Annotated in this window: 20 protein-coding genes; 8 read left to right on the top strand and 12 right to left on the bottom strand. The window is 72.1% G+C overall.

What is annotated here, in order from left to right; all coding sequences use genetic code 11:
• The first annotated feature begins 3 nt into the window (after positions 1 to 3).
• The 6 genes from N7925_RS02610 to N7925_RS02585 all read left to right on the top strand — a co-directional run bounded on the left by N7925_RS02610 (position 4) and on the right by N7925_RS02585 (position 7,315).
• A complete protein-coding gene (locus N7925_RS02610; RefSeq protein WP_265597859.1) occupies positions 4 to 1,020 on the top strand; it encodes a glycosyltransferase family 9 protein in 1,017 nt (338 codons plus the stop codon).
• A 49-nt stretch (positions 1,021 to 1,069) separates the two neighbouring features.
• Positions 1,070 to 1,960, top strand: coding sequence for a glycosyltransferase family 2 protein (locus N7925_RS02605; protein WP_274346384.1), 891 nt, complete (start codon positions 1,070 to 1,072; stop codon positions 1,958 to 1,960).
• Positions 1,957 to 2,853, top strand: a complete 897-nt coding sequence (locus tag N7925_RS02600; RefSeq protein WP_265597858.1) for a glycosyltransferase family 2 protein — start codon at positions 1,957 to 1,959, stop codon at positions 2,851 to 2,853. Before N7925_RS02605 ends, N7925_RS02600 begins: the two co-directional genes overlap by 4 nt.
• A 544-nt stretch (positions 2,854 to 3,397) precedes the next feature.
• Positions 3,398 to 3,775: an ANTAR domain-containing protein gene (locus tag N7925_RS02595; RefSeq protein WP_274342880.1), complete on the top strand. Its 378-nt coding sequence runs from the start codon at positions 3,398 to 3,400 to the stop codon at positions 3,773 to 3,775.
• Positions 3,776 to 4,042: 267 nt separating this feature from the next.
• Entirely contained in the window at positions 4,043 to 4,858 is an 816-nt protein-coding gene (locus N7925_RS02590) for a SigB/SigF/SigG family RNA polymerase sigma factor (RefSeq protein ID WP_274342879.1), read from the top strand.
• A 177-nt stretch (positions 4,859 to 5,035) separates the two neighbouring features.
• A complete protein-coding gene (locus N7925_RS02585; protein ID WP_274342878.1) occupies positions 5,036 to 7,315 on the top strand; it encodes a catalase in 2,280 nt (759 codons plus the stop codon).
• 146 nt (positions 7,316 to 7,461) lie between these two features.
• On the opposite strand, the gene N7925_RS02580 is transcribed toward N7925_RS02585, so the two are convergent.
• The 7 genes from N7925_RS02580 to N7925_RS02550 all read right to left on the bottom strand — a co-directional run bounded on the left by N7925_RS02580 (position 7,462) and on the right by N7925_RS02550 (position 13,685).
• Positions 7,462 to 8,730 (bottom strand): cytochrome P450, encoded by a 1,269-nt coding sequence (locus N7925_RS02580; RefSeq protein WP_274342877.1) that lies wholly within the window; start codon positions 8,728 to 8,730, stop codon positions 7,462 to 7,464.
• 51 nt (positions 8,731 to 8,781) lie between these two features.
• Positions 8,782 to 9,582: an SDR family oxidoreductase gene (locus N7925_RS02575; protein WP_265597853.1), complete on the bottom strand. Its 801-nt coding sequence runs from the start codon at positions 9,580 to 9,582 to the stop codon at positions 8,782 to 8,784.
• On the bottom strand, positions 9,579 to 10,604 hold the full coding sequence (locus N7925_RS02570; protein WP_274342876.1) for a polysaccharide pyruvyl transferase family protein: 1,026 nt from the start codon (positions 10,602 to 10,604) through the stop codon (positions 9,579 to 9,581). The genes N7925_RS02575 and N7925_RS02570 overlap by 4 nt, the downstream gene beginning before the upstream one ends.
• The gene (locus N7925_RS02565) at positions 10,604 to 11,737 is read right to left on the bottom strand and encodes an FUSC family protein (RefSeq protein ID WP_265597852.1); all 1,134 of its coding nucleotides are present in this window, start codon (positions 11,735 to 11,737) and stop codon (positions 10,604 to 10,606) included. Before N7925_RS02565 ends, N7925_RS02570 begins: the two co-directional genes overlap by 1 nt.
• Positions 11,738 to 11,819: 82 nt before the next feature.
• Positions 11,820 to 12,614 (bottom strand): SigB/SigF/SigG family RNA polymerase sigma factor, encoded by a 795-nt coding sequence (locus tag N7925_RS02560; RefSeq protein ID WP_274342875.1) that lies wholly within the window; start codon positions 12,612 to 12,614, stop codon positions 11,820 to 11,822.
• 342 nt (positions 12,615 to 12,956) lie between these two features.
• Positions 12,957 to 13,190, bottom strand: a complete 234-nt coding sequence (locus N7925_RS02555) for a DUF2945 domain-containing protein (protein WP_274342874.1) — start codon at positions 13,188 to 13,190, stop codon at positions 12,957 to 12,959.
• A gap of 84 nt (positions 13,191 to 13,274) precedes the next feature.
• Positions 13,275 to 13,685, bottom strand: a complete 411-nt coding sequence (locus N7925_RS02550) for a four-helix bundle copper-binding protein (RefSeq protein WP_265597849.1) — start codon at positions 13,683 to 13,685, stop codon at positions 13,275 to 13,277.
• 213 nt (positions 13,686 to 13,898) lie between these two features.
• Between N7925_RS02550 and N7925_RS02545 the strand changes: the two genes are divergently transcribed.
• Both N7925_RS02545 and N7925_RS02540 read left to right on the top strand, forming a co-directional pair.
• The gene (locus N7925_RS02545) at positions 13,899 to 14,378 is read left to right on the top strand and encodes an SRPBCC family protein (protein WP_274342873.1); all 480 of its coding nucleotides are present in this window, start codon (positions 13,899 to 13,901) and stop codon (positions 14,376 to 14,378) included.
• Between the two features lie 65 nt (positions 14,379 to 14,443).
• A complete protein-coding gene (locus tag N7925_RS02540) occupies positions 14,444 to 16,078 on the top strand; it encodes a phytoene desaturase family protein (RefSeq protein WP_274342872.1) in 1,635 nt (544 codons plus the stop codon).
• Here the strand turns inward: N7925_RS02540 and N7925_RS02535 are convergent.
• From N7925_RS02535 to N7925_RS02515, 5 genes are all read right to left on the bottom strand, one after another.
• Positions 16,063 to 17,190 carry an amidinotransferase gene (locus N7925_RS02535; protein ID WP_274342871.1) on the bottom strand — a complete coding sequence of 376 codons (1,128 nt, stop codon included), beginning with the start codon at positions 17,188 to 17,190 and terminating at the stop codon, positions 16,063 to 16,065. The two genes, N7925_RS02540 and N7925_RS02535, sit on opposite strands and share 16 nt — an antisense overlap.
• Positions 17,191 to 17,438: 248 nt before the next feature.
• The gene (locus N7925_RS02530) at positions 17,439 to 18,380 is read right to left on the bottom strand and encodes an SDR family oxidoreductase (protein WP_274342870.1); all 942 of its coding nucleotides are present in this window, start codon (positions 18,378 to 18,380) and stop codon (positions 17,439 to 17,441) included.
• A gap of 171 nt (positions 18,381 to 18,551) precedes the next feature.
• Complete coding sequence (locus N7925_RS02525; RefSeq protein WP_274342869.1) at positions 18,552 to 19,055, bottom strand: hypothetical protein; 504 nt, start codon at positions 19,053 to 19,055, stop codon at positions 18,552 to 18,554.
• A complete protein-coding gene (locus tag N7925_RS02520; protein WP_265603726.1) occupies positions 19,052 to 21,535 on the bottom strand; it encodes a molybdopterin oxidoreductase family protein in 2,484 nt (827 codons plus the stop codon). Before N7925_RS02520 ends, N7925_RS02525 begins: the two co-directional genes overlap by 4 nt.
• A gap of 63 nt (positions 21,536 to 21,598) precedes the next feature.
• Complete coding sequence (locus tag N7925_RS02515) at positions 21,599 to 22,198, bottom strand: flavodoxin family protein (RefSeq protein WP_265597843.1); 600 nt, start codon at positions 22,196 to 22,198, stop codon at positions 21,599 to 21,601.
• Between the last annotated feature and the right edge of the window lie 34 nt (positions 22,199 to 22,232).

Here is a 22,232-nt window from a genome sequence, read left to right as displayed (position 1 = left end):
GCCATGTCCGCCGCCCGCCCCCGGGTACTCGTCCTGCGCGCCCTCGGGCTCGGTGACCTGCTCACCGCTGTGCCTGCCCTGAGAGCGCTGCGCCGTGCCTACCCCGGTCACGAGATCGTGCTCGCCGTCCCCGCCCCGTTGCGGGACGCGGCCCTGGCGACAGGAGCCGTCGACGGCATCCTTCCGGCCCAGGCGCCCGGACGCGGGGTCCCCACCCTCACCGGCTGGCACGGGGGCCCGCCGGATGTCGCCGTCGACCTGCACGGCAACGGACCCGAGAGCCTCGCCGCGCTCTCCGCCCTCGGACCGCGCCGCATCATCGCGTACGCCTCCCCTTCCGCGCCCGGGGCGCCGGCCGCGCCGCCCGTATGGCGGCGGGAGGATCACGAGCGTGAACGCTGGTGCCGACTCCTGGAGGCGTACGGCATCAAGGCCGATCCGACCGATGTCCGGCTGCCGTCGCCCGTCGGCCCCTCGCCGGCCCCCGGCGCCGTCGTGGTGCACCCGGGCGCCGAAGCGGCCGCCCGACGCTGGCCGGTCCGTCACTACGCGACCGTCGTGCGCCGCCTGCTGGCGGCAGGCTGCCGCGTCGTGGTCACCGGCGGGCCGGGGGAGGACGGACTGGTCACGGACCTGGCCAGGGCCGCGGGCATCGGACGGCGGGACGCCCTGTCCGGTGGGCTGCCGTTCGCGGAGCTGTCCGCCCTGGTGGCCGACGCCGTCTGCCTCCTCAGCGGTGACACCGGGCCCGCCCATCTCGCCGTCGCCCACGGCACGCCGTCGGTGACCCTGTTCGGCCCCGTGGCGCCCCGTCTGTGGGGGCCGCCGCCCGGCCCGCGGCACACGGCCCTGTGGCACCCGGGCCCGCCGGGCGACCCGCACGGCGCCGTTCCGGACCCCGCGCTCCTGCGGATCGGCACCGTCGAGGTGCTCGCCTCCGTCCTGGGCCAGGTCCGCCGCGGGCGGGCGGAGCACCGGAGCGTGCCGGACGGGGTCATGGAGGTGAACCGCCGTGGGTGAGCGTTCCAGCGGGACCGCTGAACAGACCGACGCCCGGACGACCGTCGCCATGATCACCAGGAACCGGGCGGCAGGCGCCCTGCGTACCCTCGACCGGCTGGCCGAGCTGCCCGAGCGGCCGCCCGTCGTGGTCGTCGACAACGGCGACGACCCCGCGGTGACCTCTGCTCTCCGCGCCCACCGCATCGGCGCCAGGGTGCTGCAGCCCGGCCGCAATACCGGGGCGCTGGGCCGCAACCTGGCCGTACGCCACGCCACGACTCCGTACGTCGCCTTCAGCGACGACGACTCCTGGTGGGGGTCCGGCTCCCTGCGGCGCGCCGCCGACCTCCTCGACACCTATCCGCACCTGGGCCTGCTGGCGGCCCGCAGCCTGGTGGGCCCCGACGAGCGGGAGGACCCGCTGAACGACCTGCTGGCGCATTCGCCCCTTCCCCCCGAACCCGGCCTGCCGGGCCGCCCCGTTCTGGGCTTCCTCGGCTGTGCCTGCGTCGTACGCAGACAGGCCTACCTGGAAGTCGGGGGCTATCACCCGCTGCTCTTCTTCGGCGCGGAGGAAACCCTCCTCGCCTACGACCTGGCAGCCGCCGGCTGGGGCGTCTCCTACGACCCCTCGGTCACCGCTCACCATCACCCCGACCCGGGCGCACGACCCGGCCGAACCGCTCTCCTCCGTCGCAACGCCCTGCTCACCGCCTGGCTGCGCCGGCCGGCCCACGTGGCCCTGCGGCACACCCTGGAGCTGGGCATCGCCACGTTCCTGCGCGAGGACGGCGCCGCCACGGCGCTGCGAGGGGCGCTGGCCCGCGCGCCGCGCGCCGTACGGCAGCGCCGCCGGCTGCCCGCGCGGACCGAACAGCGCGTGCGGGTGCTGGAAAGGCACGCCCGCGCGACGAGGAAGGGCCTCAGCAGGGCCGCGGAGAGGGGAACGGCCGTATGAGCGACGACCGCGTCACGGTCGTGGTGATCACCCACGGCCGTCGCCCCGAACTCCTGCGTACGCTGCGAGCCCTACGCGCGCTGCCGGAGGCTCCGGAGGTCGTCATCACGGACAACGACTCCCGGGACGGCACCGCTGAGGCGGTGACACGCCTGTTCCCGGAGATGACCCTGCTGACCCCGGGCCGCAACCTCGGCGCAGTCGGCCGCAACCTGGCGGTCGAGCACGTACGCACTCCCTATGTGGCCTTCTGCGACGACGACACCTGGTGGGAGCCCGGCTCGCTGCGGCACGCGGCCGACCTCCTCGACCGGCTGCCGCCGCTGGCGGCGGTCACCGCACGCATCGTCGTCGAACCGTCGGGGGACGAGGACCCCGTCGTGGCGGAGCTGCGGGATTCACCGCTGGAGGGGCCCGCCTGGCTGCCGGGGCCCGCTCTCGGTTCGTTCCTCGCCGCCGCCACCGTGATGCGCACCGACGCCTTCCGGTCCGCCGGCGGCTTCCACCGCGGCCTGTGGCTGGGCGGCGAGGAGGAGCTGCTGGCCACCGATCTGCTCCGGCAGGGATGGTGGCTCAGCTATGTGCCCGAGCTGTTGATCCACCATGCGGCCTCTCCGGTCCGGGACAGCACCGCACGGCGGACCCTGGGACTGCGGAACACCCTGTGGTTCACCTGGCTCCGCCGCCCTTGGCCCTCCGCGCTGCGTCGTACCGCCCACCTGCTGCGGACCGTCCCCCGGGACGTGGCTTCCCTGCGGGCCTTCGGCCAAGCGGCGGCGGGGCTGCCCTGGGTCCTCCGTCAGCGTGCGGCGGTGCCCCGCGATCTCGAAGAGCGACTGCGGGCGCTGGAGCGGGCCCGGCGCACGTCGCCCGCCCGGCGCTACGTGGGTTGACAGCCCTCAGTGCGGCTCCGGGGCCGGGCCCGTGATCACCGCATCCGGGGCCAGCGTTCTGAAGAGCGCCGTGCCGAGCCACCGCGGCCAGGCCCTCCCCGTCGTCCGACACGGCCATCGGTCGTAGGCGTTCCTGGCCACAGCCGGCAGGCGAAACGATCCTTCAGGGCAGGGGCCGAGTCGGGCAGCGTGTCGGATTCCACGTGCTCCCGGGCCCTGCCTATGCTCCGTGCGGTGGAGGGACGTACCGGGCACACCGTTCCGTCATTCCACCGACAAGTCGGCCGGGCGAAGAAGTCAGCCAGCCGCGGCTAGAACCCCACGACGGCCGTCGCCGTGCCCGGGGTTCACCGGCGGGTGTGCTCGCCCCATGAGCCGCACCTGCCCCCGGGGCCCCTGCGACGCCCCCCCGCAGGGGCCCCTACCCACTTCCGGGGCGCCCGCCGCGAGGAACGTCGTCCGGTGCCTCGCTGCCTGCCAGGTCGAGCTGCCAGGTCGAGCCCGGTGAACAGGGGGGGCGGATAGCCGGGAAGGAGAAGCAGACGTGCGAGAACCACTCGACGAACAGGACCACAGCACACGGGTCGACAGCACACGGGTCGTGCCGTCGGGCCGAGGAACGCCCGCGCAGACCGTCGGCCCGCCGGGGGCGGACCTCGCCGCCCTGCGGAGCGAGCTGGAAGGGCTGCGCGCCGCGCTCAGCAGCCGCCCCGTCATCGACATCGCCCGGGGCATCCTCATCGCCTCGACGCCCTGCACGAGCCAACAGGCCTGGGACGTACTCGTGGCCGCGTCCCAGAACAGCAACATCAAGCTGCGGGACGTCGCGCACCAACTCGTCGAGAGCTTCCACGGCAGCCCGTTGCCCCCGGCGACACGCCGCGCCCTGTACACCGCGATCAGCCACACCCGTGCCCGCTGAGCCGACCACGGACACACCGCTCTGCTCCGGGACGGAAGGCAGGCGCCCCGCGTAGGCCGACAGCCTGGTCGGTGTCGACCGGCCGGGTGGTCGAGTCGGCCGGTGCGGTTCGCGGGCCCTGCCGAGTGGCAGGGCCACCGTGTGCTTTGGAGGTGAGGCACTGTCCCGGCGACGGACGCCGTGGGCGACGTGCACGGGTGTGCCCGTCACTTCCCCCACGCTCCTCCCGGTGTCAACGACCCCTGAACGCCGAGGAGTGAGAAGGCCATGGCCGTCGACAGCCGGTATGCCGACGACCCCGACACGGCAGCGGACTTCCGGCGGCTCGCCGAACTGGCCGACGGGCCGGTCAAGGAACATCTGCGGGGCAGGATCATCTGTGCCTGGCTCCCCATGGCCCACCGCCTGGCGGCCCGTTACCGCAATCGTGGTGAGAACCTGGAGGATCTGCGACAGGTGGCGGCCGTCGGGCTCGTCAACGCCGTCGACCGCTACGACCCCGCTGTCACCCCCGCCTTCGCGCCCTTCGCCATCCCCACCATCACCGGCGAGATCAAGCGGCACTTCCGTGACCGCATGTGGACCGTGCACGTCCCCCGCAGGATCCAGAACCTGCGCAACATCGTCCGCCTCGCGCGAGCCGAGCTGGCCGCCGCCGGCCTCCCGACGTCGCTCGCCCACATCGCCGAGCACACCGGCCTGAGCGAGGACGAGGTGCGCCAGGGAAACGAGGCACTGCACGGCTTCAGCGCCCTGTCCATCGACGCCGAGATCGCCGCCGGAGACGGTGACGCGCTGCTCGGCGACAGCCTGGGCGCCGTCGACGAGGCCTTCGACCTCGTGCTCGACCGCGAAACGGCGAGGCCCGGCATCCTCTGTCTGGCGGAGCGAGAGAAGCGCGTTCTCTACCTGCGCTTCTTCGCCGACCTGACGCAGAGCGCCATCGCCGCAGAACTGGGCGTGTCCCAGATGCACGTGTCCCGCCTCATCACGGAGTCCTGCCGCCGTATCCGTGAGCACACGGCATCCGAACCGGGTGCACGGGAGAAGCCCCCCAGCACTGGACGCCCGCGCCCCGGGTGACGCCGACGTCGCCGCCCGGGCGCACGTCAGCCGTACTCGGTCGGGCGTACCAGGAAGATCCGCCGTGTGAAGGGGGGCGGCCCGGGTACTCGGCGGCCCGTCTGTCTCCCGCCGTCCCGTGGGACGGCGGACGTCACGTCATCCGCCCGCGACTTCCACTTCACATACGGAGTTGTCATGAGCGACAAGAACCCTCTGAAAGCCGCCGCCGAGAAGGCCGCCGACATCCTGGGCGTCTCCTCATCACCCGAGGGCGGGGTCCCCGGCAAACCGGGCCCGCAGTCGCCTCCGGTCGACGAGCCCACCCGGCCACGGGAGCCGCTGCCGCCCAAGCACGACCAGCGGGGCCCGGCGCCGATGAGCCCTACCGGCCAGGATCTCGCCGTCGACCAGGCCGGCATGGCCCAGTCGGGCGCCTACCTGACCACCGCCCAGGGCGCCCGTCTGTACGACACCGATCACTCGCTCAAGGCGGGCGAGCGGGGCCCCGTGCTTCTTCAGGACCACCACCTGCGCGAGAAGATCACGCACTTCGACCACGAGCGCATCCCCGAGCGCGTGGTCCACGCCCGGGGCGCGGCCGCACACGGCGTGTTCGTGGGCTACGGCACCGCCACCGGCGTCTCGAAGGCGGCATTCCTCGCCGAGGGAGTCGAGACTCCCGTCTTCACGCGGTTCTCGACCGTGCTCGGTTCCCGCGGGTCGGCAGACACCGTCCGGGACACACGCGGTTTCGCCACGAAGTTCTACACCGCGGAAGGCGTGTTCGACCTCGTCGGCAACAACATCCCCGTCTTCTTCATCCAGGACGCGATCAAGTTCCCCGACATCATCCACGCCGGAAAGCCGCATCCGGATCGCGAGATCCCGCAGGCGCAGAGCGCGCACGACACCTTCTGGGACTTCGTCACCCTGCACACCGAGGCCGCGCACCACACCCTGTGGAACATGTCCGACCGGGGGATCCCCCGGTCGTACCGGACCATGGAGGGCTTCGGCGTCCACACGTTCCGCCTGGTGAACGCGGAAGGCTCCACGACCCTGGTGAAGTTCCACTGGAAGCCCAAGCTCGGCGTGCACTCCCTGCTCTGGGAGGAGGCACAGATCATCAACGGTGTGGACCCCGACTTCCACCGCCGGGACCTGGCCGACGCCATCGAGGCCGGAGCCTTTCCCCAGTGGGAGCTGGGCATCCAGACCTTCCCGGACACCCCCGAGCAGTCGTTCGAGGGCATCGACCTCCTGGACCCGACGAAGATCGTCCCCGAGGAGCTCGCCCCTGTGCAGCCGATCGGCCTGCTCACGCTGAACGCCAACCCGTCGAACTTCTTCGCCGAGACGGAGCAGGTCGCCTTCCACGTCGGCCACCTCGTGCCCGGCATCGACGTCACCGACGACCCGCTGCTCGCCGGGCGGCTCTTCTCGTACCTGGACACGCAGATCTCCCGGCTGGGCGGCCCGAACTTCGCCCAGCTGCCGGTCAACCGTCCCCATGCGCCGGTCAACGACATGCTGCGGGACGGGATGCACCAGAGCGCGGTTCACCGGGGTGTCGCGCCGTACCGCCCCAACTCGCTCGACGGTGGCTGCCCGTTTCTCGCCGGGGCGGACACGGGAGCCTTCATCGAGACTCCGGTCACGGTGCCCGAGGCGAGCAGGAGGCGCGCGGCCCCGGCCTCCTTCGCCGACCACTTCACCCAGCCCAGGCTGTTCTGGCTGAGCATGACGCCGGTGGAGCAGGAGCACATCATCGCGGCCTACACCTTCGAGCTGAGCAAGTGTTACGAGCAGGCCGTCAAGGAGCGGGCCCTGAAGGTACTGGCCAACATCGACCCCGTGCTCTGCGAACAGGTGGCGACCGGCCTCGGTCTGCCCGTTCCGCGGGCCACGGAACCGTTGGGCTCGCCGGAACCCAGCCCGGCACTGTCGCAGGTGGGCGAGGTCTGGCCCACGGACGGACGCGTCGTCGGCATCGTCACGGACCGGGAAGGCGACCTCGCCGGTGTCCGCTCGGTGCGCGACGCGGTGCTGCGTGCCGGCATGGTCCCGCTGGTCATCGCTCCGCAGGGCGGAGTGCTCGATGCCGACGGGGACCCGGTCACCGTGCAGCGGACGTTCGCCAACGCCCGCTCCGTGGAGTTCGACGCGGTGCTCCTGGCGGGCGCCCCCGGGCGGGGGGACGACGCGTACGGCGCCCGTGACGCGAAGGCCGCCGGGCCGGAGGCCGCGAACGGAGTGGCGACCGATCCTCGCGTTCTGCTGCTTCTGTCCGAGGCGTTCCGGCACGGGAAGGCCGTCGGCGGCTGGGGCGAGGTCGCCGGCGTGCTGGAGGCGGCCGGGGCACCGGCCACCCGGCCCGGCGTGGTGACCGGCGACAGCCCCGGCACCGTCATGGACCGGGTCGCCGAGCTCCTGGGCGCACACCGGGTCTGGGAGCGCTTCCCCGCCGCGATCTGACGACGCCGCGATCTGACGAGCGGGGTACGGCGGCTCTGTGCTGCGGGCATGGCACGGAGCCGCCGTACCCGCTCAGCCCCCCGTCGCCTCCCGCATCGACGGCTCGTCAGCGGCGCGATGGCCGAGGAGAGGCCACGCCGTGCGGGTCAGACGGGGGTCGCCCTCTCCGGGGGGCCCGCGGCAGACGGTGCCGCGACATCGCTGATGACGAATCCGCTGCGGGGGGCCGTCGGGATCCTCCGCAGCGGAATCCGCAGATCCTGCTCGGTGACGACGTACGGCAGCCGCGCCAGGAAACGGGCCACCGTCGCGAGGACGGCGACGGTCACGTTCTCCCCAGGGCAACGGTGGCCGTCCACCGGGCCACCGCCCTGGGGGACAAGCGCGTCGGCCGGAGTGGGGCCCGCCAGGAAGCGCGACGGGTCGAAGCGATAGGGCTCGGGCCACAGATCCGGGTCGTGATCGAGCCCGTACAGGTCCAGCAGCACCATCGTGCCGGGGGTGATCGTCCGCCCGGCCCACTCGAGCCGTTCGGCGGCCAGGCCTCCCACGAAGGGGGCGAACGGGTAGAACCGGCGCACCTCCTGGGCGAACGCCCGAGCGAACTCGGGGCCGTCGTCGCCTGCCAGGGGCTCCCGGTGTCCGGGGTGACGGTGCAGCGCATGCGCGGCGAACACGGCGAACCAGGTGATGGCCACCGTCGGCCGCAGCACATTGAGCAGTTCGACCGCGGCGGTGCGCGGCGTGAGCGGCGACCCGTCCGCGTTCCGGTGTTCCGCGATCGTCCGGAACACCGTGGGGCCGGGACCGTCGTCGCCAGGACCGGCGTCAGCGCGAGCGGCCTTCATCAGGGATGCCAGCCGCTCCTCCTGGCGCCCGCGGGCCCGTCGTGCCGCGAGATGGCGGGGGCCGACGGCGGCGAAGCCGTCGACCATGGCGATCAGGTCGCGCGCGGTGCGCGTCAGCGCGTTCTCGTCCAGGGGGACGCCGGCCCAGGCGTGCACGGCGCGGGTGAGCACCTTCGCCAACTCGTCGAAGAGCACGACGCGGTCCTCGCGCGACCATTGCGGCCGTGCCCGTTCCAGTTCCCCGCCCACCTGTCGCGAGAGGTCCCGCACCGCCGACGGGTCCTTGAGCAGGCCGGTGAACAGCGCCTTGCGTACCCGGTGGCGCTCGCCGTCCAGCGTGTGGACCGCGCCCCGGCCGAACAGCGTGTCGATCACCGGTTGGGGCAGCGCGTCGTGGCGCCGGATGTGCTTCTCGTCGTAGAAGAACCGCACCGCGGCCGGGCCGTGCAGGGCGATGGCCTTCTTGCCCAGGAGGCGCGTACGCACAGGCGCTCCGCCGCTGCGGCGCCTGCGGTCGGGAAGCCAGGCGTACCCCTGGAGAAGAAGCGGGAGAGTGCTGTCGACCATGGTTCCTCCGTGGTGCGCGCGGGCGGGTGCCGGCTGGGGCGGGCGGTCGCGTCAGGGGCGGCGCCAGTCGTCGGAGCGCAGGTGGGAGCCCGCCTGAGGCCCCATGCGCAGCATTCCGCCGTCCACCGCCCAGGAGACTCCGGTGGTGTAGGACGACTCCGGTCCGGCGAGGAAGGCGACCACGGCGGCGACCTCCCGGGCGTCGCCGGGCCGCCCGAGCGGGATGCCCGGCCGGTCCACGCCCTTCACCTCGGTGTCCTCCTGGCCCGTCATCGGCGTCGCGATCTCCCCGGGGGCCACCGCGTTCACCGTGATGCCGTACTCGGCGAGCTCCAGGGCCATCACCTGCGTCAGAAGGCCGAGCCCACCCTTCGCGGCACAGTAGGGGGCGGCGCCGACCCGGGGCTGGTGCTCGTGCACCGAGGTGATGTTCACGATGCGCCCGCCGTCCCCCTGGGCGATCATGCGGCGGGCCGCACGCTGCGAGCACAGGAAGGGGCCGATGAGGTCCACGTCGATCACCTGCCGCACGGTCGCGTGGTCCAGGTCGAGGAACCGGGTGGATGTTCCGGTGCCCGCGCAGTTGACCAGTACGTCGATCCGGCCCAGCTCGTCCGCCAGGGCATCCACCACGTCGGCGGCGGCCGGCAGTTCGGTGAGGTCCAGCCGGGCGATCGCGGCACGCCGGCCGGCGGCGCGGACTTCGGCGGCGGTGTCCTCGCCGCCCCGACGATCGCGGTGGTAGGTGATGCCCACGTCCATCCCCTGCCGCGCGAGCCGGACGGCGACCGCTCTGCCGATGCCCGAGTCCGCCCCGGTCACCAGGGCGACCGGGACGCTGTCGTCGGTCATGTCTCCTCCATGGGCGGTGTCGGGGAGGGGCGGGGGCCCGCTCCCGCTCCGGGCGTCGGGCGGGTACCACCGTCACCCGGAGGCAAACGTGCGGATCGCCCGGTCTCCATCGGCCGGCCGGACACCGCGGTCAGGCGCGCACTCCGTCGACGTGCGGCGGCGCTGCCCGCGGGGGACAGGCACCAGTTCCACCAGTGGTCCAGCAGCTCGGTCGACAGATTCTCACTGCCCACCGTCGCCGGCCAGCGCAGGATCCCGCTCTGCGCCGTGACCTTGGCGCCGCCCAGCACCGGGTCCACCGCGAGGGCCGGGACGCCGGCCCGCAGAGCGAGCACCAGGCCGTGCAGCCGGTCGGTGACCACCAGGTCGAGCCGTCCGATCAGGGAGAGGTACTGATCCGGCGTGCGGCAATGGCGCCAGTCGTCGTGGGCCAGACGGGTGTCGGCGTCGATCCGCGCGCAGTCCTGACGGGCCAGCCAGGGGAGGAGCATCCCGGCCACACGGTCGTGGGCGCGGCGGTCGCCGTACTCGCCCTGGCCGTACGTGAGAGCCACCCCCACGACGGGAGCGGCAGCCGAGACCGGCGCGTCCGTCGCGAGGTCGGGCAGCGCGGCGGCGTCCGGTCCGTCGCGGGCCAGGACGCGGTGGAAACCTCGGACCGCCCGGCTGTCGGGATCCACCACGCTCACGCCGACGGCAACGCGGCGACAGGAGGCGAAACGCTCATGGAGCCGTGTGAACGGTGCACCGTGGACCGGGCCGCACACGAACAGGAGCTGCTCATAACGCGACGGGAGCGCATCGTCGAGGCTCAGTCCGCCGGGGACGAATGCCGGGCTCCACGCGGTGTCGTGCACGATGCCCAGCCGGTCGAGCGAGGCCGAGACGGCCCGTTGGGCGAGAGCGTCGCCGGCGGTGACCTCGCCGTCCAGGAAGCTGAACCAGCCGGTGACGAGGACGCGCCCCGTTCCGCCGCGGGGCCCGAGCAGGTCGTGCAACCGGGTGTCGAGGGGCGATGGCATCAGAGGGGTCCCTCTCCTCGTCGTACACGGGCGGGCGGAACGTCCGCGTCCGCTCCATCGGGTGCGAGGTCGTCGAGCAGCGCCTGGCAGTCGGCCGTCAGGCTGCCGAGCGCGGCCCCGACCTCGGGGCCCTGACCGTGCAGGTGTTCCTTCAGGCCGGCGAGGGCCCGGTGGGCATCGGCCAGGGCGTCGTTCCTCCGGCCGCACCACTCCTCGTCCGCGCCGTGCGCCATGATGGCTTCGTCGGCGGAACAGACCTCCGCCGCGGCCGACAGGAGCCGGCCGGCATCGGCCAGGGCGCGGTGCGGCGGCAGGGGCAGGCCCCGCTGCTCGGAGGCGGTCTCCCACAGCGTCAGGGTGAGGGAGAGCAGCCGATTCGCCACCCGGGCCCAGACGATGTCCCACGCGGTGGACGGAGCGGGCGTCCGGCGGCGGAGCCGGTGGCCGGGGTTGAGCCGGAAGCTCTCGGAGTCCCAGCCCCGGGCCGCGTGGAGCTCGGACAGCGCGGCCAGCAGGTCGTGCGCGCCGCGGTGCCAGTGCTCCGCCCGCTCTGCGTCGTAGTCCCGCATGCCGTCGCCCATGTCGCGCAGCAGCTCCGCGCAGTCGCGCGGCAGCGCACACGCCAGCCTGCTGACGTGGAGCGAGTGGACCGGCGGCAGGACCGCGGCGTTCACCGCGATGCCCACCGCGGCTCCCACGGCCGTCTCCAGCAGCCGGTGCCCGACGGCCGGCAACGAGTACGAGCCGTAGGCCAGCACGAAGAGGGCGGTGGTCGGCGCGTACAGGCCCTGGCCGCCGACGGGCGCCAGGTTGCCGAGCAGCACGGTGAGGGGGAGGGCGATGACCATGGCGGCCATCGTGTTTCCCGTGAGGGCGGCGGCACCGGCGGCGAGCAGGGTTCCGGCCGTGATCATCAGGAGGAGCTGGGTCGCGGTGCGCACGGACCGGTAGACGGTCCCCTGCACCAGCGCCACAGCCGCCCAGGGAGCCATCAGCGCCATGGGCGCCGTCAGCCACCAGCCCGTCAGCGCCCAGGCGATGATGGCCGCGGCGGCCGCCTTCAGGGACTGCGTCACCTGGTACGTGTCGGGCCGGTGCATGCGCGGGGTCACGCGGGCGAGCGCCGTCCTCATGGCCTGCTTGCCGGCACGGTGGGCTTGAGCGGGACAACCGGCCGCCGGTCGCCCCGTCGGCGGGGAAGCGGCGTGGGGGCGGTCATGCCGCTCCCTGGAGGGCGTCGTCGCGCAGCCGCTCGCAGGACTGGCTGAGCAGGCGTGAGACGTGCATCTGGGAGATGCCGAGGCGTGCGGCGATGCTCACCTGCGTCATGTCGCGGAAGAAGCGGAGGTAGAGGATCGTGCGCTCCCGCTCCGGCAGCTTGCGCAGGGCCGGCTTCACGGCTTCCCGGTCGACGGCGACGTCCAGGGCCCGATCGGTGGACCCCAGCCGTTCGGACAGCGTGCTGCCGCCTTCCCCACCGGCCGGTTCGGCGTCCAGGGAGAGGGCGCTGTAGCTCTCCAGCGCCTCCATGCCCAGCAGCACGTCCTCCTCACTGAGCCCGGCCGCGGAGGCGATCTGCGCGCAGGTCGGCGCGCGCCCGCCCGCGGTCTGGCTCAGATCACGCCGGACCGTCCTGACCTGGTTGCGCAGGTCCTGGACGCGGCGCGGTACGTGGACACCCCAGGTGTGATCGCGGAAGTGCCGCTTCAGCTCGCCCGTGATGGTCGGAACCGCGTACGTCTCGAACGCCTTGCCGCGGAGCGGGTCGTAGCGGTCCATCGCCTTGACGAGGCCCATGGCGGCGACTTGTCGAAGATCGTCCATCGCCTCCCCCCGGTCGCGGAACCGTGACGCTATCCGGTGAGCCATGGGCAGCCACGCACAGACCAGATCGCTGCGCAGCTCGTCCCGCTCCCGGCCCGGAGGCAGCGCGCTCAGCCGCTGGAGAGCCTCGTGCGCGGCCGAGTCGTCCCCGTCCGTGCGTCCTTCGTGGCCAGGTGCAGCCTGCATACGAGTTCACTCCTCGACGATTACGTTGAGTCGCCGTAGGAGCGCGCGGAGTCGGACAGGAAGCCGCCCGGAACTCCCACGGGCGCGCCTCATGTCCGAAGCGCATTACTCGCATACCCGTACGAATGCTGGCCAAACGTGAGCGACTCGGGATGGGAGGGGAAACTCGCCCACCGCTCGGCCGCCAAGCCGAGTTCCCTTTCGCGGGAACCCCAAACGGGATCAACACCGCATCCGGACACGCGGCGGCGTGCGACTTGGCGTGCGGCTCGGCGCGTGTGTAGCCGCGGCTGACCGGGGCACCCGAAGGCGTCGAGCCCCTTCACCGTCCGCGCTCGTCTCTCACGACCGGCCTCTGTCCTTCTTTTTGTCCAGTGACTCCGGGCGATGGACGGCCTTCTTGCCCGTCTTGTCGCTCCGTACTTCGTACTGCGGTTCCTTCCGGGAGGCGTCGACCGTCCGGCCGGCCCTCTCGGTCCGCTCTTCGATCTCCCCGGTCACGGTGCCCTCGACGTCCTGCCCGTGGCTCTGCCAGACGACATCGTCGCCTTCGGAGAGCTTCTTCTTCTTCGCCATCCTGCGCTCCCTTCCGTTCTTGACCGTCGTCGATGTTCTCCAGGTGGCCCGCCAGGCGTGTGTCCGCCCCGGACCGACGAGCGGTCAGCCCAGCGCGGACAGGAGGTCGTCGCACGCCTGCTCGCAGCGCCGGCATGCTTCGGCGCAGACACGGCAGTGATCGTGCCGGTCCGCATGGGCCTCGCACTCCTCGGCGCAGGCCTTGCAGACGATGGCGCAGGCTCGCAGGAGCGCGCGGGTCACGTTCGCGTCGTACCCCGTGTGGCGCGAGAGCACGGCCGCGGTTGTTCCGCAGACGTCGGCGCAGTCCGTGTCGGTACGGATGCACTTGGTGAGCTCGGCGACCGCCTCCTCCGACAGACACGCGTCGGCGCAGGCCGTGCACGCCTGGGCGCAGGTGAGGCACTCCTCGATACAGCGGGCGAGTTTCTGGCGGTCCACCCCGCCCAGGTCGGCGGGGTAGGTGTTGAGCATGTCCTCGACCACGGTGGTCATGAGCGCCTCCCAGCGAGTAGGTCTCCGGTGCGGCGGGGTGCCGCCACTCCGTACGGGTAGACCGATCGCGGGTCGCGAAACGCCTGGGCGTCGGAAACCCGCGCGGGCCCGCCGGTCCGCGAACGGCGGGTTTGTTCTTCCCTATCGGTGGTACCCAGTAGCGGCACGGCGTCCGGCGTTCGGGACGCTCCGACCGACGTACCGAGGAGGAACATGGCCGCCCGGCACCATCTCATCGACCGTCCCCCGTCCGCCGTGTGGGCGGTGCTGGAGGACGAAAGCCTGTACGGGAACTGGGTGGTAGGGACCTCCGGGTCGCGCAGGGAGCAGGGCGACTGGCCCGAGCTGGGTTCCTCGATCACCTACAGCGTGCGGCTGGGGCCCAAGGAGTTCACCGGGCGCACGGTGGTCCGGCGCATCGAAAGGCCCCGGATGTTGGAGCTGGAGGCCGAAGCCGGTCCGCTGGGTTCGGCGCGCATCGCCCTGGACATCCGGTCGTGGGGCGACAAGACGCTCGTGACCGTCGACGAACACCCGCTGCGCGGCATCGGCGGCACACTCCACAACGTTCTGCTGGACTCGCTGATCCAGATCCGCCACCGCACCATGCTGGCTCGCCTCGCGCGGCTGACCGAGCGCACCACGCCGAGGGCGACGGGCGGACGTATCGACGCACCGGCCGACCGCCCATGAGTTCCCGTTGTACGTGAACCTCTCTGTGAGGGGTTCGTACCGCCGAAACGGAGGGTGAGGCTCCTATGGTCGACGCAGTAGTGGTCGGCAGCGGCCCGAATGGCTTGGTCGCGGCCAATCTGCTCGCCGACGCCGGCTGGTCGGTGGAAGTGCTGGAGGCGCAGGACGAGCCGGGCGGCGCGGTCCGCAGCGACCGCGGCGTCCACCCCGAATACGTCAGCGACCTGTTCAGCTCCTTCTACCCCCTGGCCGCGGCCTCTCCGGTACTGGCCGGAATGGACCTGCACCGGGAGGGGCTTCGCTGGAGCCACGCGCCCCAGGTGCTCGCGCACCCGCTGCTCGACGGCACCTGCGCGGTGCTGGACCGGGACCGATCGGCGACCGCCGCCGGCCTGGACCGGTTCGCACCCGGCGACGGCGAGGGCTGGCTGGCCCTCTGCCGGATCTGGGACCGGCTGGGCGAGGACATCGTCGACGCCCTCTTCTCGCCCTTCCCTCCTGTCCGGGCCGGGACCAAGCTCGCGGCACGGCTCCGGGCGGCGGGCGGACTGCGGCTGGCCCGAAGCCTCCTCCTCCCGGTCCGCAGGCTGGGAGAGGAGGAGTTCGCGGGGGAGGGCGGGCGACTGCTGCTGGCGGGCAACGCCCTGCACGCCGATCTGGCGCCGGAGGCGGCGGGCAGCGGCGGCTTCGGCTGGCTGATGTCGATGCTGGGGCAGTTCCATGGCTTCCCGGTCCCCGTCGGCGGCGCGGGGGCTCTCACCTCGGCGCTGGTGAGCCGGTTGCAGCGGCGCGGGGGAAGCGTGCGGTGCGGGCAGCGGGTCACCGAGGTCGTCGTGCGGCGGGGGCGCGCCGTCGGTGTCCGTACGGAGACCGGAGAGGCGGTCCCCGCCCGGAGGGCCGTGCTGGCCGACGTGTCCGCCCCGAGCCTCTACGGGGCGCTGGTCGCCGCCGAGCACCTGCCCGGCCGGCTGCTGGGCGACATGCGACGGTTCGAGTGGGACTTCGCCACGTTCAAGGTGGACTGGGCGCTGAACGGCCCTGTCCCGTGGAGCAGCGTGGCCGCCGCCTCGGCGGGGACCGTCCACCTGGCCGACGGGGTCGACGAGCTCACCAGATGCGCGTCCCAGATCGCCCGCGGCCTGATCCCGGACCGCCCGTTCCTCCTGGTGGGGCAGATGACCACCGCCGACGCGACCCGGTCGCCGCTGGACACCGAATCGGCATGGGCCTACACCCACGTGCCCCACGCGGTGAAGGCGGACGCCGGCGCGGACGGGCTCACCGGCGGGTGGGATGCCGATGAGCGGGAGCGGATGGCCGACCGGATGGAGGACCAGGTGGAGCGCTACGCTCCCGGCTTCCGCAGCCGGATCCGGGCCCGGCGGATCCTTTCCCCCGTGACGTTGCAGGACGCGGACGCCAATCTGCGTAACGGCGCCATCAACGGAGGTACGGCCTCGATGCACCAGCAGTTGGTGTTCCGGCCGGTGCCGGGAATGGGCCGCCCCGAAACGCCCGTGAAGGCGCTGTACCTGGCGTCCGCGTCCGCACATCCGGGCGGCGGGGTGCACGGCGCTCCGGGCGCCAACGCCGCCCGCGCAGCCCTCCGCTCCGGCCGGGGCACCGCGACCGTGCTCTCTGCCGCTCAACGACTGCTGGCCCGCCCGGAATCGCAGAACAGCCCTTACCGGTCGAAGTAGGACTCCAGGCTGCCACGACGACGGATGTCGAGCGTCGCGCAGTGGAAGGATCCGCCGAAGGGCGCGTAGTGCAGCAGGTCGCACGGGATGGGTTCGAAGCCCCAACTCTCCAGAGCGCGCAGCATGGTGGTGTGATGCCGTTCCGCGATGACGCGCTTTTCGTCGATCATGAGGATGTTCATGCTGAGCCACTTTCCGCACAGGGAAGTGAGCCGCAGCAGGGGATCGCGAATCGGATCGGGTGGGGGCGCGATGAGAATGTCCCAGGAACTGAGGACATCGGGCAGGCGATCGACGTCGACGTACTCGGGGTTGATCAGCGCCTTGCCGGGGGCGAGCACCAGAAAGGTGGTGTCGATGTGCATGGGGGTGCGGCATCGGCTCTCGATCTCGTGGACCCGGTAGTCCGGGCCCAGGTGGCGTCGCACCCATTCGATGCCCATGCGATTGGTGACGTTGCTCCGGGTGACGAAGAGATCCCGGCCCGCACGGACGAAATCCGCCGCGTCGAACACGGGCTCGAACTCGGTCAGGAGGTAGCGCATGGGTTCGCCCGGCCCGGGGGGCCGGTAGTCGGGGTCGTAGAGCGCATCGGTGAGCTGCGGTCTCGGCGCGGCGGTCCAGCGGGCGCCTCTGCGGAAGTAGTCCTTGAGCAATGCACGGTAGGAGTGGGTCTCGAAGTATCTGCACGGCCAGGCCATCGGGGTCTCGATGATCTCCTCCCCGATCACCAGCATGCTGTCCCGGGGGCAGGTGTTGCAGAAGCCGCGCGATGACCAGTGCGGCGTGGAGAACCGCCGCCGGTGGTCGACCGCGTCGGGGCGGGTGACCGTGATGCCGAGGGACTCGAGTAGCTCGACGAACTGGTCGAGTTCCCGCTGAGCCGGACCGATCAGGGCCTGTGGATATCTGAATCCGGCGGTGAGCCGCTGGAGCCCTGCGGCCAACGGCGGGACATTGCAGGAGACGACGGAATGCCGTGAGGGGGTGGTGGCCCCGTCGAGACGGCCGACGACGACCTCCTCGAGAGGATCCCACTCATTGTGCGAAGCGACGGGGGAACGAAGAGTCTCCGCGGCGCCGCCGGTCGGCGCTCTCGACGCGTCAGTCATGCGCGGCCCCTGACGTCGGCAGGGAGGTTCAACGGATTCGAGTTCCTCTTTCTCTCCATCGCGCTCACCACGCTCCTCCGTGTCATGCGTCGGCACGGCTTCCCGGCCGGCTGAGAGATGGCCTGGTACGTGAGTATCCCGTCGTGCCTGTTCGTAACGCTCCCGTCCTGTCCAGGACTCTCCAGGAATCGGGCCCCGGACTCGGGACTCGGGACTCGGACCGCGGTCGGGGACAGGGGTTGCACGTCCTACGGGTCGGTCGGGGGAGAGGGGCGGGAGGCCCGGTAGGAGTTCCAGTCGGCGCGCCCTCCGACGCCCAGGACCGTGCCGCTGGAAGACGCGGCCCCGTCGGGGTGGTCCCGTAGTTCGCGGCGGGTGGTCCGGGCGACGAGGGCCGGGAACAGGGGGCGGAGAGGCTGGCACCAGCGGAGCCAGGGCGGGGCGTAGAGGTTACGGCTGCGGCGGGCGATGCCTTGGGTGAGCCACTGGGCGACCTGGGCGGCGCTGTGGACGCGGCGGGCGGGGCGGGGTTGATTGCGGCGCAGGGTCGCGAGGACGGGGTCGTCGTCGATGCCGCTGAGCATGTCGGTGCCGGTCCAGTGCAGGTAGGCGATGCCGACCTGGATGCCGTCCGGTTCGACCTCGCCGCGCAGGGAGAGCGCGAACGACTCCGCTCCCGCTTTGGAGGCGCAGTACGCGCTCATCATGGGTGCGGCACCGAACGCGGCGGTGGAGGCGATCTGGAGGAAGTACCCGCGGGTGGCGGCGAGTTGGGGCAGGAAGGCGCGGGCGGTGTTGGCGGAGCCCGTGAGGTTGACGTCGATGACGCGTTGCCAGAGCTCGGCGGCGGTACGGTCGAACGGCCCGCTCACCGCGATGCCGGCGTTGGCCACGACCACGCTCGCGGGCCCGAGCTCCCTCTCCACGCGGCGTGCCGCCTCCGCCAGCGCCGTGCGGTCGGTGACGTCGCACTCGACGCATATGCTCCGGCCGGGGAGGGACTCGGCGGCCTTCAGCAGGGTCGCCCTTTCCCGGCCGAGCAGGGCGACCTGCATGCCGGCGCCGGAGAGGCTGCGGGCCAGCGCTTCGCCGACACCGCGAGCGGCGCCGGTGACGACCGCGACCCGCCCGCGCAGAGGATGGGAGGCTGCCGCACTCCGGGCCCGGCGCCCACCTGGGCTGTCGTCCATCGTTTCTCCTCGCTTCCTGACCGCGCCGCCGCAGGGCGCGCTCCCCGCACCACCGTCAGGCCAGGAGCCGGCCGCCGCAACCGGGACGGGAGCCCGGGGGCCCGGGCGACCGGTCCGGGGCCGGATACGGGGCCGGGTTCGGAGCCGGATTCGGGGAACGCGGCGCGCCCGTCACCCATCCTGCTCGTCACCGGCGGTGAGAAGCTGCGGGGACAGGTTCTTGATCATGGTGGTGGACCAGTGCATCTGGCGCAGCGTCCGGGGATGGCAGAAGGAGACGAGATCGAGAAGACGGGTGTCCTTCGACGCCTGCGCGGCCTGGCCCAGCATCACCCAGTGCAGTGAGTTTCCGACAGCGCCCAGATGCAGTTCTCGCAGGTCCCGAAGGAGCTCCGGTACGGGCTCCGGCGTTCGGCCGAAGACCTCGGCGGCGGGGTGGCGGTCGTTCGCCGGCGGCCCCGGCGGAGACGCTGACGGCACGTCGAGGCGCAAGCCGTGGTGCCGACCGGTGTCGGCCAGGCGTCGGCAGTGCTCGTTCGACCACAGAGCCAGATACCTGGTGACGTGGCGTACCTCGTGCTCACGCGGGTGCCGTGCGGCGATGACGGTCAGCTGCTCCGCCAGGGCCTGTTCGCCCCGGTGGAGCGCGTGCATCGTGAGCGCGACGCCCTTCATCGGGTGTCTCCCCGGGTGCGGTCGACGGGAGACCCGGGGGACTCCTGGACGTGGGCCGAGGCGCCGCCGCGGGTTGCTCGGACGCCGTCGCGGCGGGCGGGCGCCGACGCGGTGTTCGTCGGTGCGGGAGCCTGTTGCCCCGTGCTCTTCTCCAGCAGCCTCACCGCCGCGGTGGCGGTCTTGAACAGTGGCTGCTTGGACACCGGGTCCCAGTCGGTGACGGTGGCCTCGTTGGCCGCCCGGCCCGCTGTCGTGCTGTCCGGTCCGCAGCCCGAGACCGTGTCCCAGTAGCCGTAATGGAACGGAACGAAGAGCAGCCCGCGGCGGATGGCGGTGACGCGCACACGGGCCCGGACGGCACCGCGCGGTCCGGCGACCTCGACGAGATCGCCCTCGCCCATCCCCTGCTCAGCCGCGTCGGCAACGGACATCTCCACCCAGACGTCCGGTGCGGCGGCGTTCAGCTGGGGAGCACGTCCCGTCTTGGTGCGGGTGTGGAACTGGAAGATGGTGCGGCCGGTGGTCAGCTGGAAGGGAAACGCGTCACTCGGCGCCTCGTGCGGAGGCAGGTACGGGACCGCCTTGAGCATGGCCCGGCCCTCCGGGTTACGGGACCGGTACTCCGCCTCCGACGTGGAGGCACCGGTGACGAGGTCCTTGCCGTACGTCTCGCACAGGTCCGGGTGGGCCCACGCGACACCGTCCGTGTAGAGGCGATCGGTGCCCTCGGGCGTCCGATCGTCGCACGGCCACTGGATACCGCTGCCTCCGCGCAGCCTGTCGTAGGTGAGCGCGGTGTAGTCGCACGGCCGCCCCGCGCTGCAGCGCTTCCACGCCTCGAAGGCGGTTTCCGGGTCGTGCCAGGTGATCAGGGGAGCGCCGTCCTTGTCCCGGAAATCCATCCGCCGGGCGTAGTCGAGGAAGATCTCCAGGTCGGGTCTGGCCTCCCCGGGTGGCTCCACGGCCTTGTCGGACAGGTGCACGGTGCGGTCGGCGTTGGTGAAGGTCCCCGTCTTCTCGCCCCAGGTCGCGGCCGGAAGCACGACATCGGCCAGTTGCGCGGTCTCGGTGAGGAAGAGGTCCTGCACCACGACCAGCAGCCGGTCCTGGGAGAGGATCGAACGAATGCGCGACAGTTCGGGCAGGGAGACCGCGGGGTTCGTGCCGCTGATCCACAGCATGCGGATCGAGCCCTGCTCCGCGTAGCGGAAGATCTGCATGGCGTGCGTGGGCGGCGCGTAGTGCGGAATCGTCTCCGGATCGACGTTCCACACCCTCGCCAGGTCGGCCACGTGCTCGTCGTTCTGCCAGTTCCGGAAGGCCGGAAGGTCGCCGTCGGCGCCGCACTCGCGGGTGTTCTGCGCCGTCGGCTGCCCGTTCATCTGCAGGACGCCCGCGCCCGGCCGTCCGAGCATGCCGCGGATCAGGTGGATGTTGTTGATCTGGACGGCGGCGCCGGTGGCCTGATGGGACTGGTAGACGCCCTGAAGCACGGTGGACAGGAGCCGGTCGGCGGTGCCGAGCAGTTCCGCCGCCTCCCGGATCTTCTCTGCGGGGACGTCGCAGACGTCGGCCGCCCACTCGGGGGTGCATGGCTCGACCTCCTCCGACAACGCCGCGAAGCCGACCGTGTGCGCCTCGATGTAGCCGGGGTCGACGCGGTCGGTACGGATGATCTCGTGCAACAAGGCGTTGAGCAGCGCCACATTCGTCCCGCCGCGCGGAGCGAGATGGACGGCCGCACGTCGTGCGACGGCTGTCGGACGTGGATCGATACAGATCAGCCGCGGAGGATCGGTGCCATCGAGCCGGTCGAGGATGCGCATCCACTGCACGGGTTGCGTCTCCGCGAGGTTGTGCCCGTACAGCGCGATGACATCGGCGTGGTCGATGTCGTCGTAGCTGCCGGGCTGGCCGTCGCAACCGAAGGACTCCTTGAGGGCCTCGGCCGCCGTCGAGGTGCACAGGCGGGTGTTGCCGTCCAGATGGTTGGTGCCGACGCCGGCCCGGGCCAGAACCGCCAGCGTGTAGTACTCCTCCAGGAACAGCTGGCCGGACGTGTAGAAGCCGATCGAGCCGGGACCGCGCTCGTCGAGGAGCCCGCGCGAGCGCGAGACGATCACCTCCATCGCGGTGTCCCAGTCGCACTCGGTCAAGCGCCCGTCGCGGCGCACGAGCGGCCTGGTCAGCCGGGAGCGTGAGGCGTTGGCCTGCCAGCCGAACAGATCCTTGGGCCCGAGCCGACCGCGGTTGACCCGGTCCGAGGCCATGCCCCGTACGCCGACCATCGAACCGTTCCTGACGGCGACGTCCATGGCATCACCGTCGGAGTGCAGGATCGAAGCCGTCTGCACCCACCGCTCGACGTCCGAGGGCCTCACCCCCTCGGCCAGGAAGGTGTCGACCCTCGTCGGCCAGGTCTCGTGCCGCCCGTACGGCGTGCGCGTTCCCCACGGCTCAGCGATCCGGTCCACCGGCATATGCACCAACTCCCCTGACGGTCCTGACGTTCCTGACGACCTGGCCCTCGCCGCGAGCGCGGATCAGGCTGCCGGGTAGGGGCTGCCGGTGAGCCGGCGGGCCAGGTGGACGGCGTTGGCCGCGAGGGCCTTGGTGGTGGAGGCGACGGCTTCGGGGGTCTCGTCCAGGTCCTGGTAGTCGGTGCCGTGCATGGCTTCGCCGACCCAGTACGTGACGGCTCCGGGGGCGAGCGAGAAGCCGACGTCGTTGAGTCCCTGGAACACGTCGGCGCTCACCTTGTGCGCGCCGTCCTCGTTGCCGACGACGGCCACGGCGGCGACCTTGCCGTACGTGTGCGGGCGGCCCTCGTCGTCGGTCTCGGAGGACTCGGCGTTGAGGCGCTCCAGGACCAGCTGGCAGATGCTGGAGGGGTGCCCGAGCCAGATGGGGGTGGCGATGAGGAGGATGTCGGCGGCCAGGACCTTCTCCCGCAGCGCCGGCCAGGCGTCGCCGTCGCCCAGGTCCACCCCGATCCCCGGGCGGACGTCGTGGTCGGCGACCCGGACGACCTCTCCCTGGACGTCATGGTGCGCGAACTGGGCCATGACCTGCTCGGCGAGGTACTGGCTGCTGGAGGAGGCGGGTGAGGCGTTCAGGGTGCAGACGAGGGCGAGAGCACGCATGGTGGGGGCTTCTCCTTGATCTGAAGGGGCGGGG

The organism is Streptomyces sp. CA-278952 (assembly GCF_028747205.1).
Classification (GTDB): domain Bacteria; phylum Actinomycetota; class Actinomycetes; order Streptomycetales; family Streptomycetaceae; genus Streptomyces.
This window is presented reverse-complemented; position numbering and strand designations above follow the sequence as displayed.

Bases quoted from the DNA above. Each gene is read 5' to 3' on its own strand.
- N7925_RS02575 (WP_265597853.1), bottom strand. From the start codon at position 9,582: ATGACCGACGACAGCGTCCCGGTCGCCCTGGTGACCGGGGCGGACTCG.
- N7925_RS02555 (WP_274342874.1), bottom strand. From the start codon at position 13,190: ATGGCGAAGAAGAAGAAGCTCTCCGAAGGCGACGATGTCGTCTGGCAG.
- N7925_RS02520 (WP_265603726.1), bottom strand. From the start codon at position 21,535: ATGCCGGTGGACCGGATCGCTGAGCCGTGGGGAACGCGCACGCCGTAC.
- N7925_RS02535 (WP_274342871.1), bottom strand. From the start codon at position 17,190: ATGACTGACGCGTCGAGAGCGCCGACCGGCGGCGCCGCGGAGACTCTT.
- N7925_RS02590 (WP_274342879.1), top strand. From the start codon at position 4,043: ATGGCCGTCGACAGCCGGTATGCCGACGACCCCGACACGGCAGCGGAC.
- N7925_RS02560 (WP_274342875.1), bottom strand. From the start codon at position 12,614: ATGCAGGCTGCACCTGGCCACGAAGGACGCACGGACGGGGACGACTCG.
- N7925_RS02550 (WP_265597849.1), bottom strand. From the start codon at position 13,685: ATGACCACCGTGGTCGAGGACATGCTCAACACCTACCCCGCCGACCTG.
- N7925_RS02605 (WP_274346384.1), top strand. From the start codon at position 1,070: ATGATCACCAGGAACCGGGCGGCAGGCGCCCTGCGTACCCTCGACCGG.
- N7925_RS02540 (WP_274342872.1), top strand. From the start codon at position 14,444: ATGGTCGACGCAGTAGTGGTCGGCAGCGGCCCGAATGGCTTGGTCGCG.
- N7925_RS02565 (WP_265597852.1), bottom strand. From the start codon at position 11,737: ATGAGGACGGCGCTCGCCCGCGTGACCCCGCGCATGCACCGGCCCGAC.
- N7925_RS02585 (WP_274342878.1), top strand. From the start codon at position 5,036: ATGAGCGACAAGAACCCTCTGAAAGCCGCCGCCGAGAAGGCCGCCGAC.
- N7925_RS02570 (WP_274342876.1), bottom strand. From the start codon at position 10,604: ATGCCATCGCCCCTCGACACCCGGTTGCACGACCTGCTCGGGCCCCGC.
- N7925_RS02580 (WP_274342877.1), bottom strand. From the start codon at position 8,730: ATGGTCGACAGCACTCTCCCGCTTCTTCTCCAGGGGTACGCCTGGCTT.
- N7925_RS02545 (WP_274342873.1), top strand. From the start codon at position 13,899: ATGGCCGCCCGGCACCATCTCATCGACCGTCCCCCGTCCGCCGTGTGG.
- N7925_RS02610 (WP_265597859.1), top strand. From the start codon at position 4: ATGTCCGCCGCCCGCCCCCGGGTACTCGTCCTGCGCGCCCTCGGGCTC.
- N7925_RS02530 (WP_274342870.1), bottom strand. From the start codon at position 18,380: ATGGACGACAGCCCAGGTGGGCGCCGGGCCCGGAGTGCGGCAGCCTCC.
- N7925_RS02600 (WP_265597858.1), top strand. From the start codon at position 1,957: ATGAGCGACGACCGCGTCACGGTCGTGGTGATCACCCACGGCCGTCGC.
- N7925_RS02525 (WP_274342869.1), bottom strand. From the start codon at position 19,055: ATGAAGGGCGTCGCGCTCACGATGCACGCGCTCCACCGGGGCGAACAG.
- N7925_RS02515 (WP_265597843.1), bottom strand. From the start codon at position 22,198: ATGCGTGCTCTCGCCCTCGTCTGCACCCTGAACGCCTCACCCGCCTCC.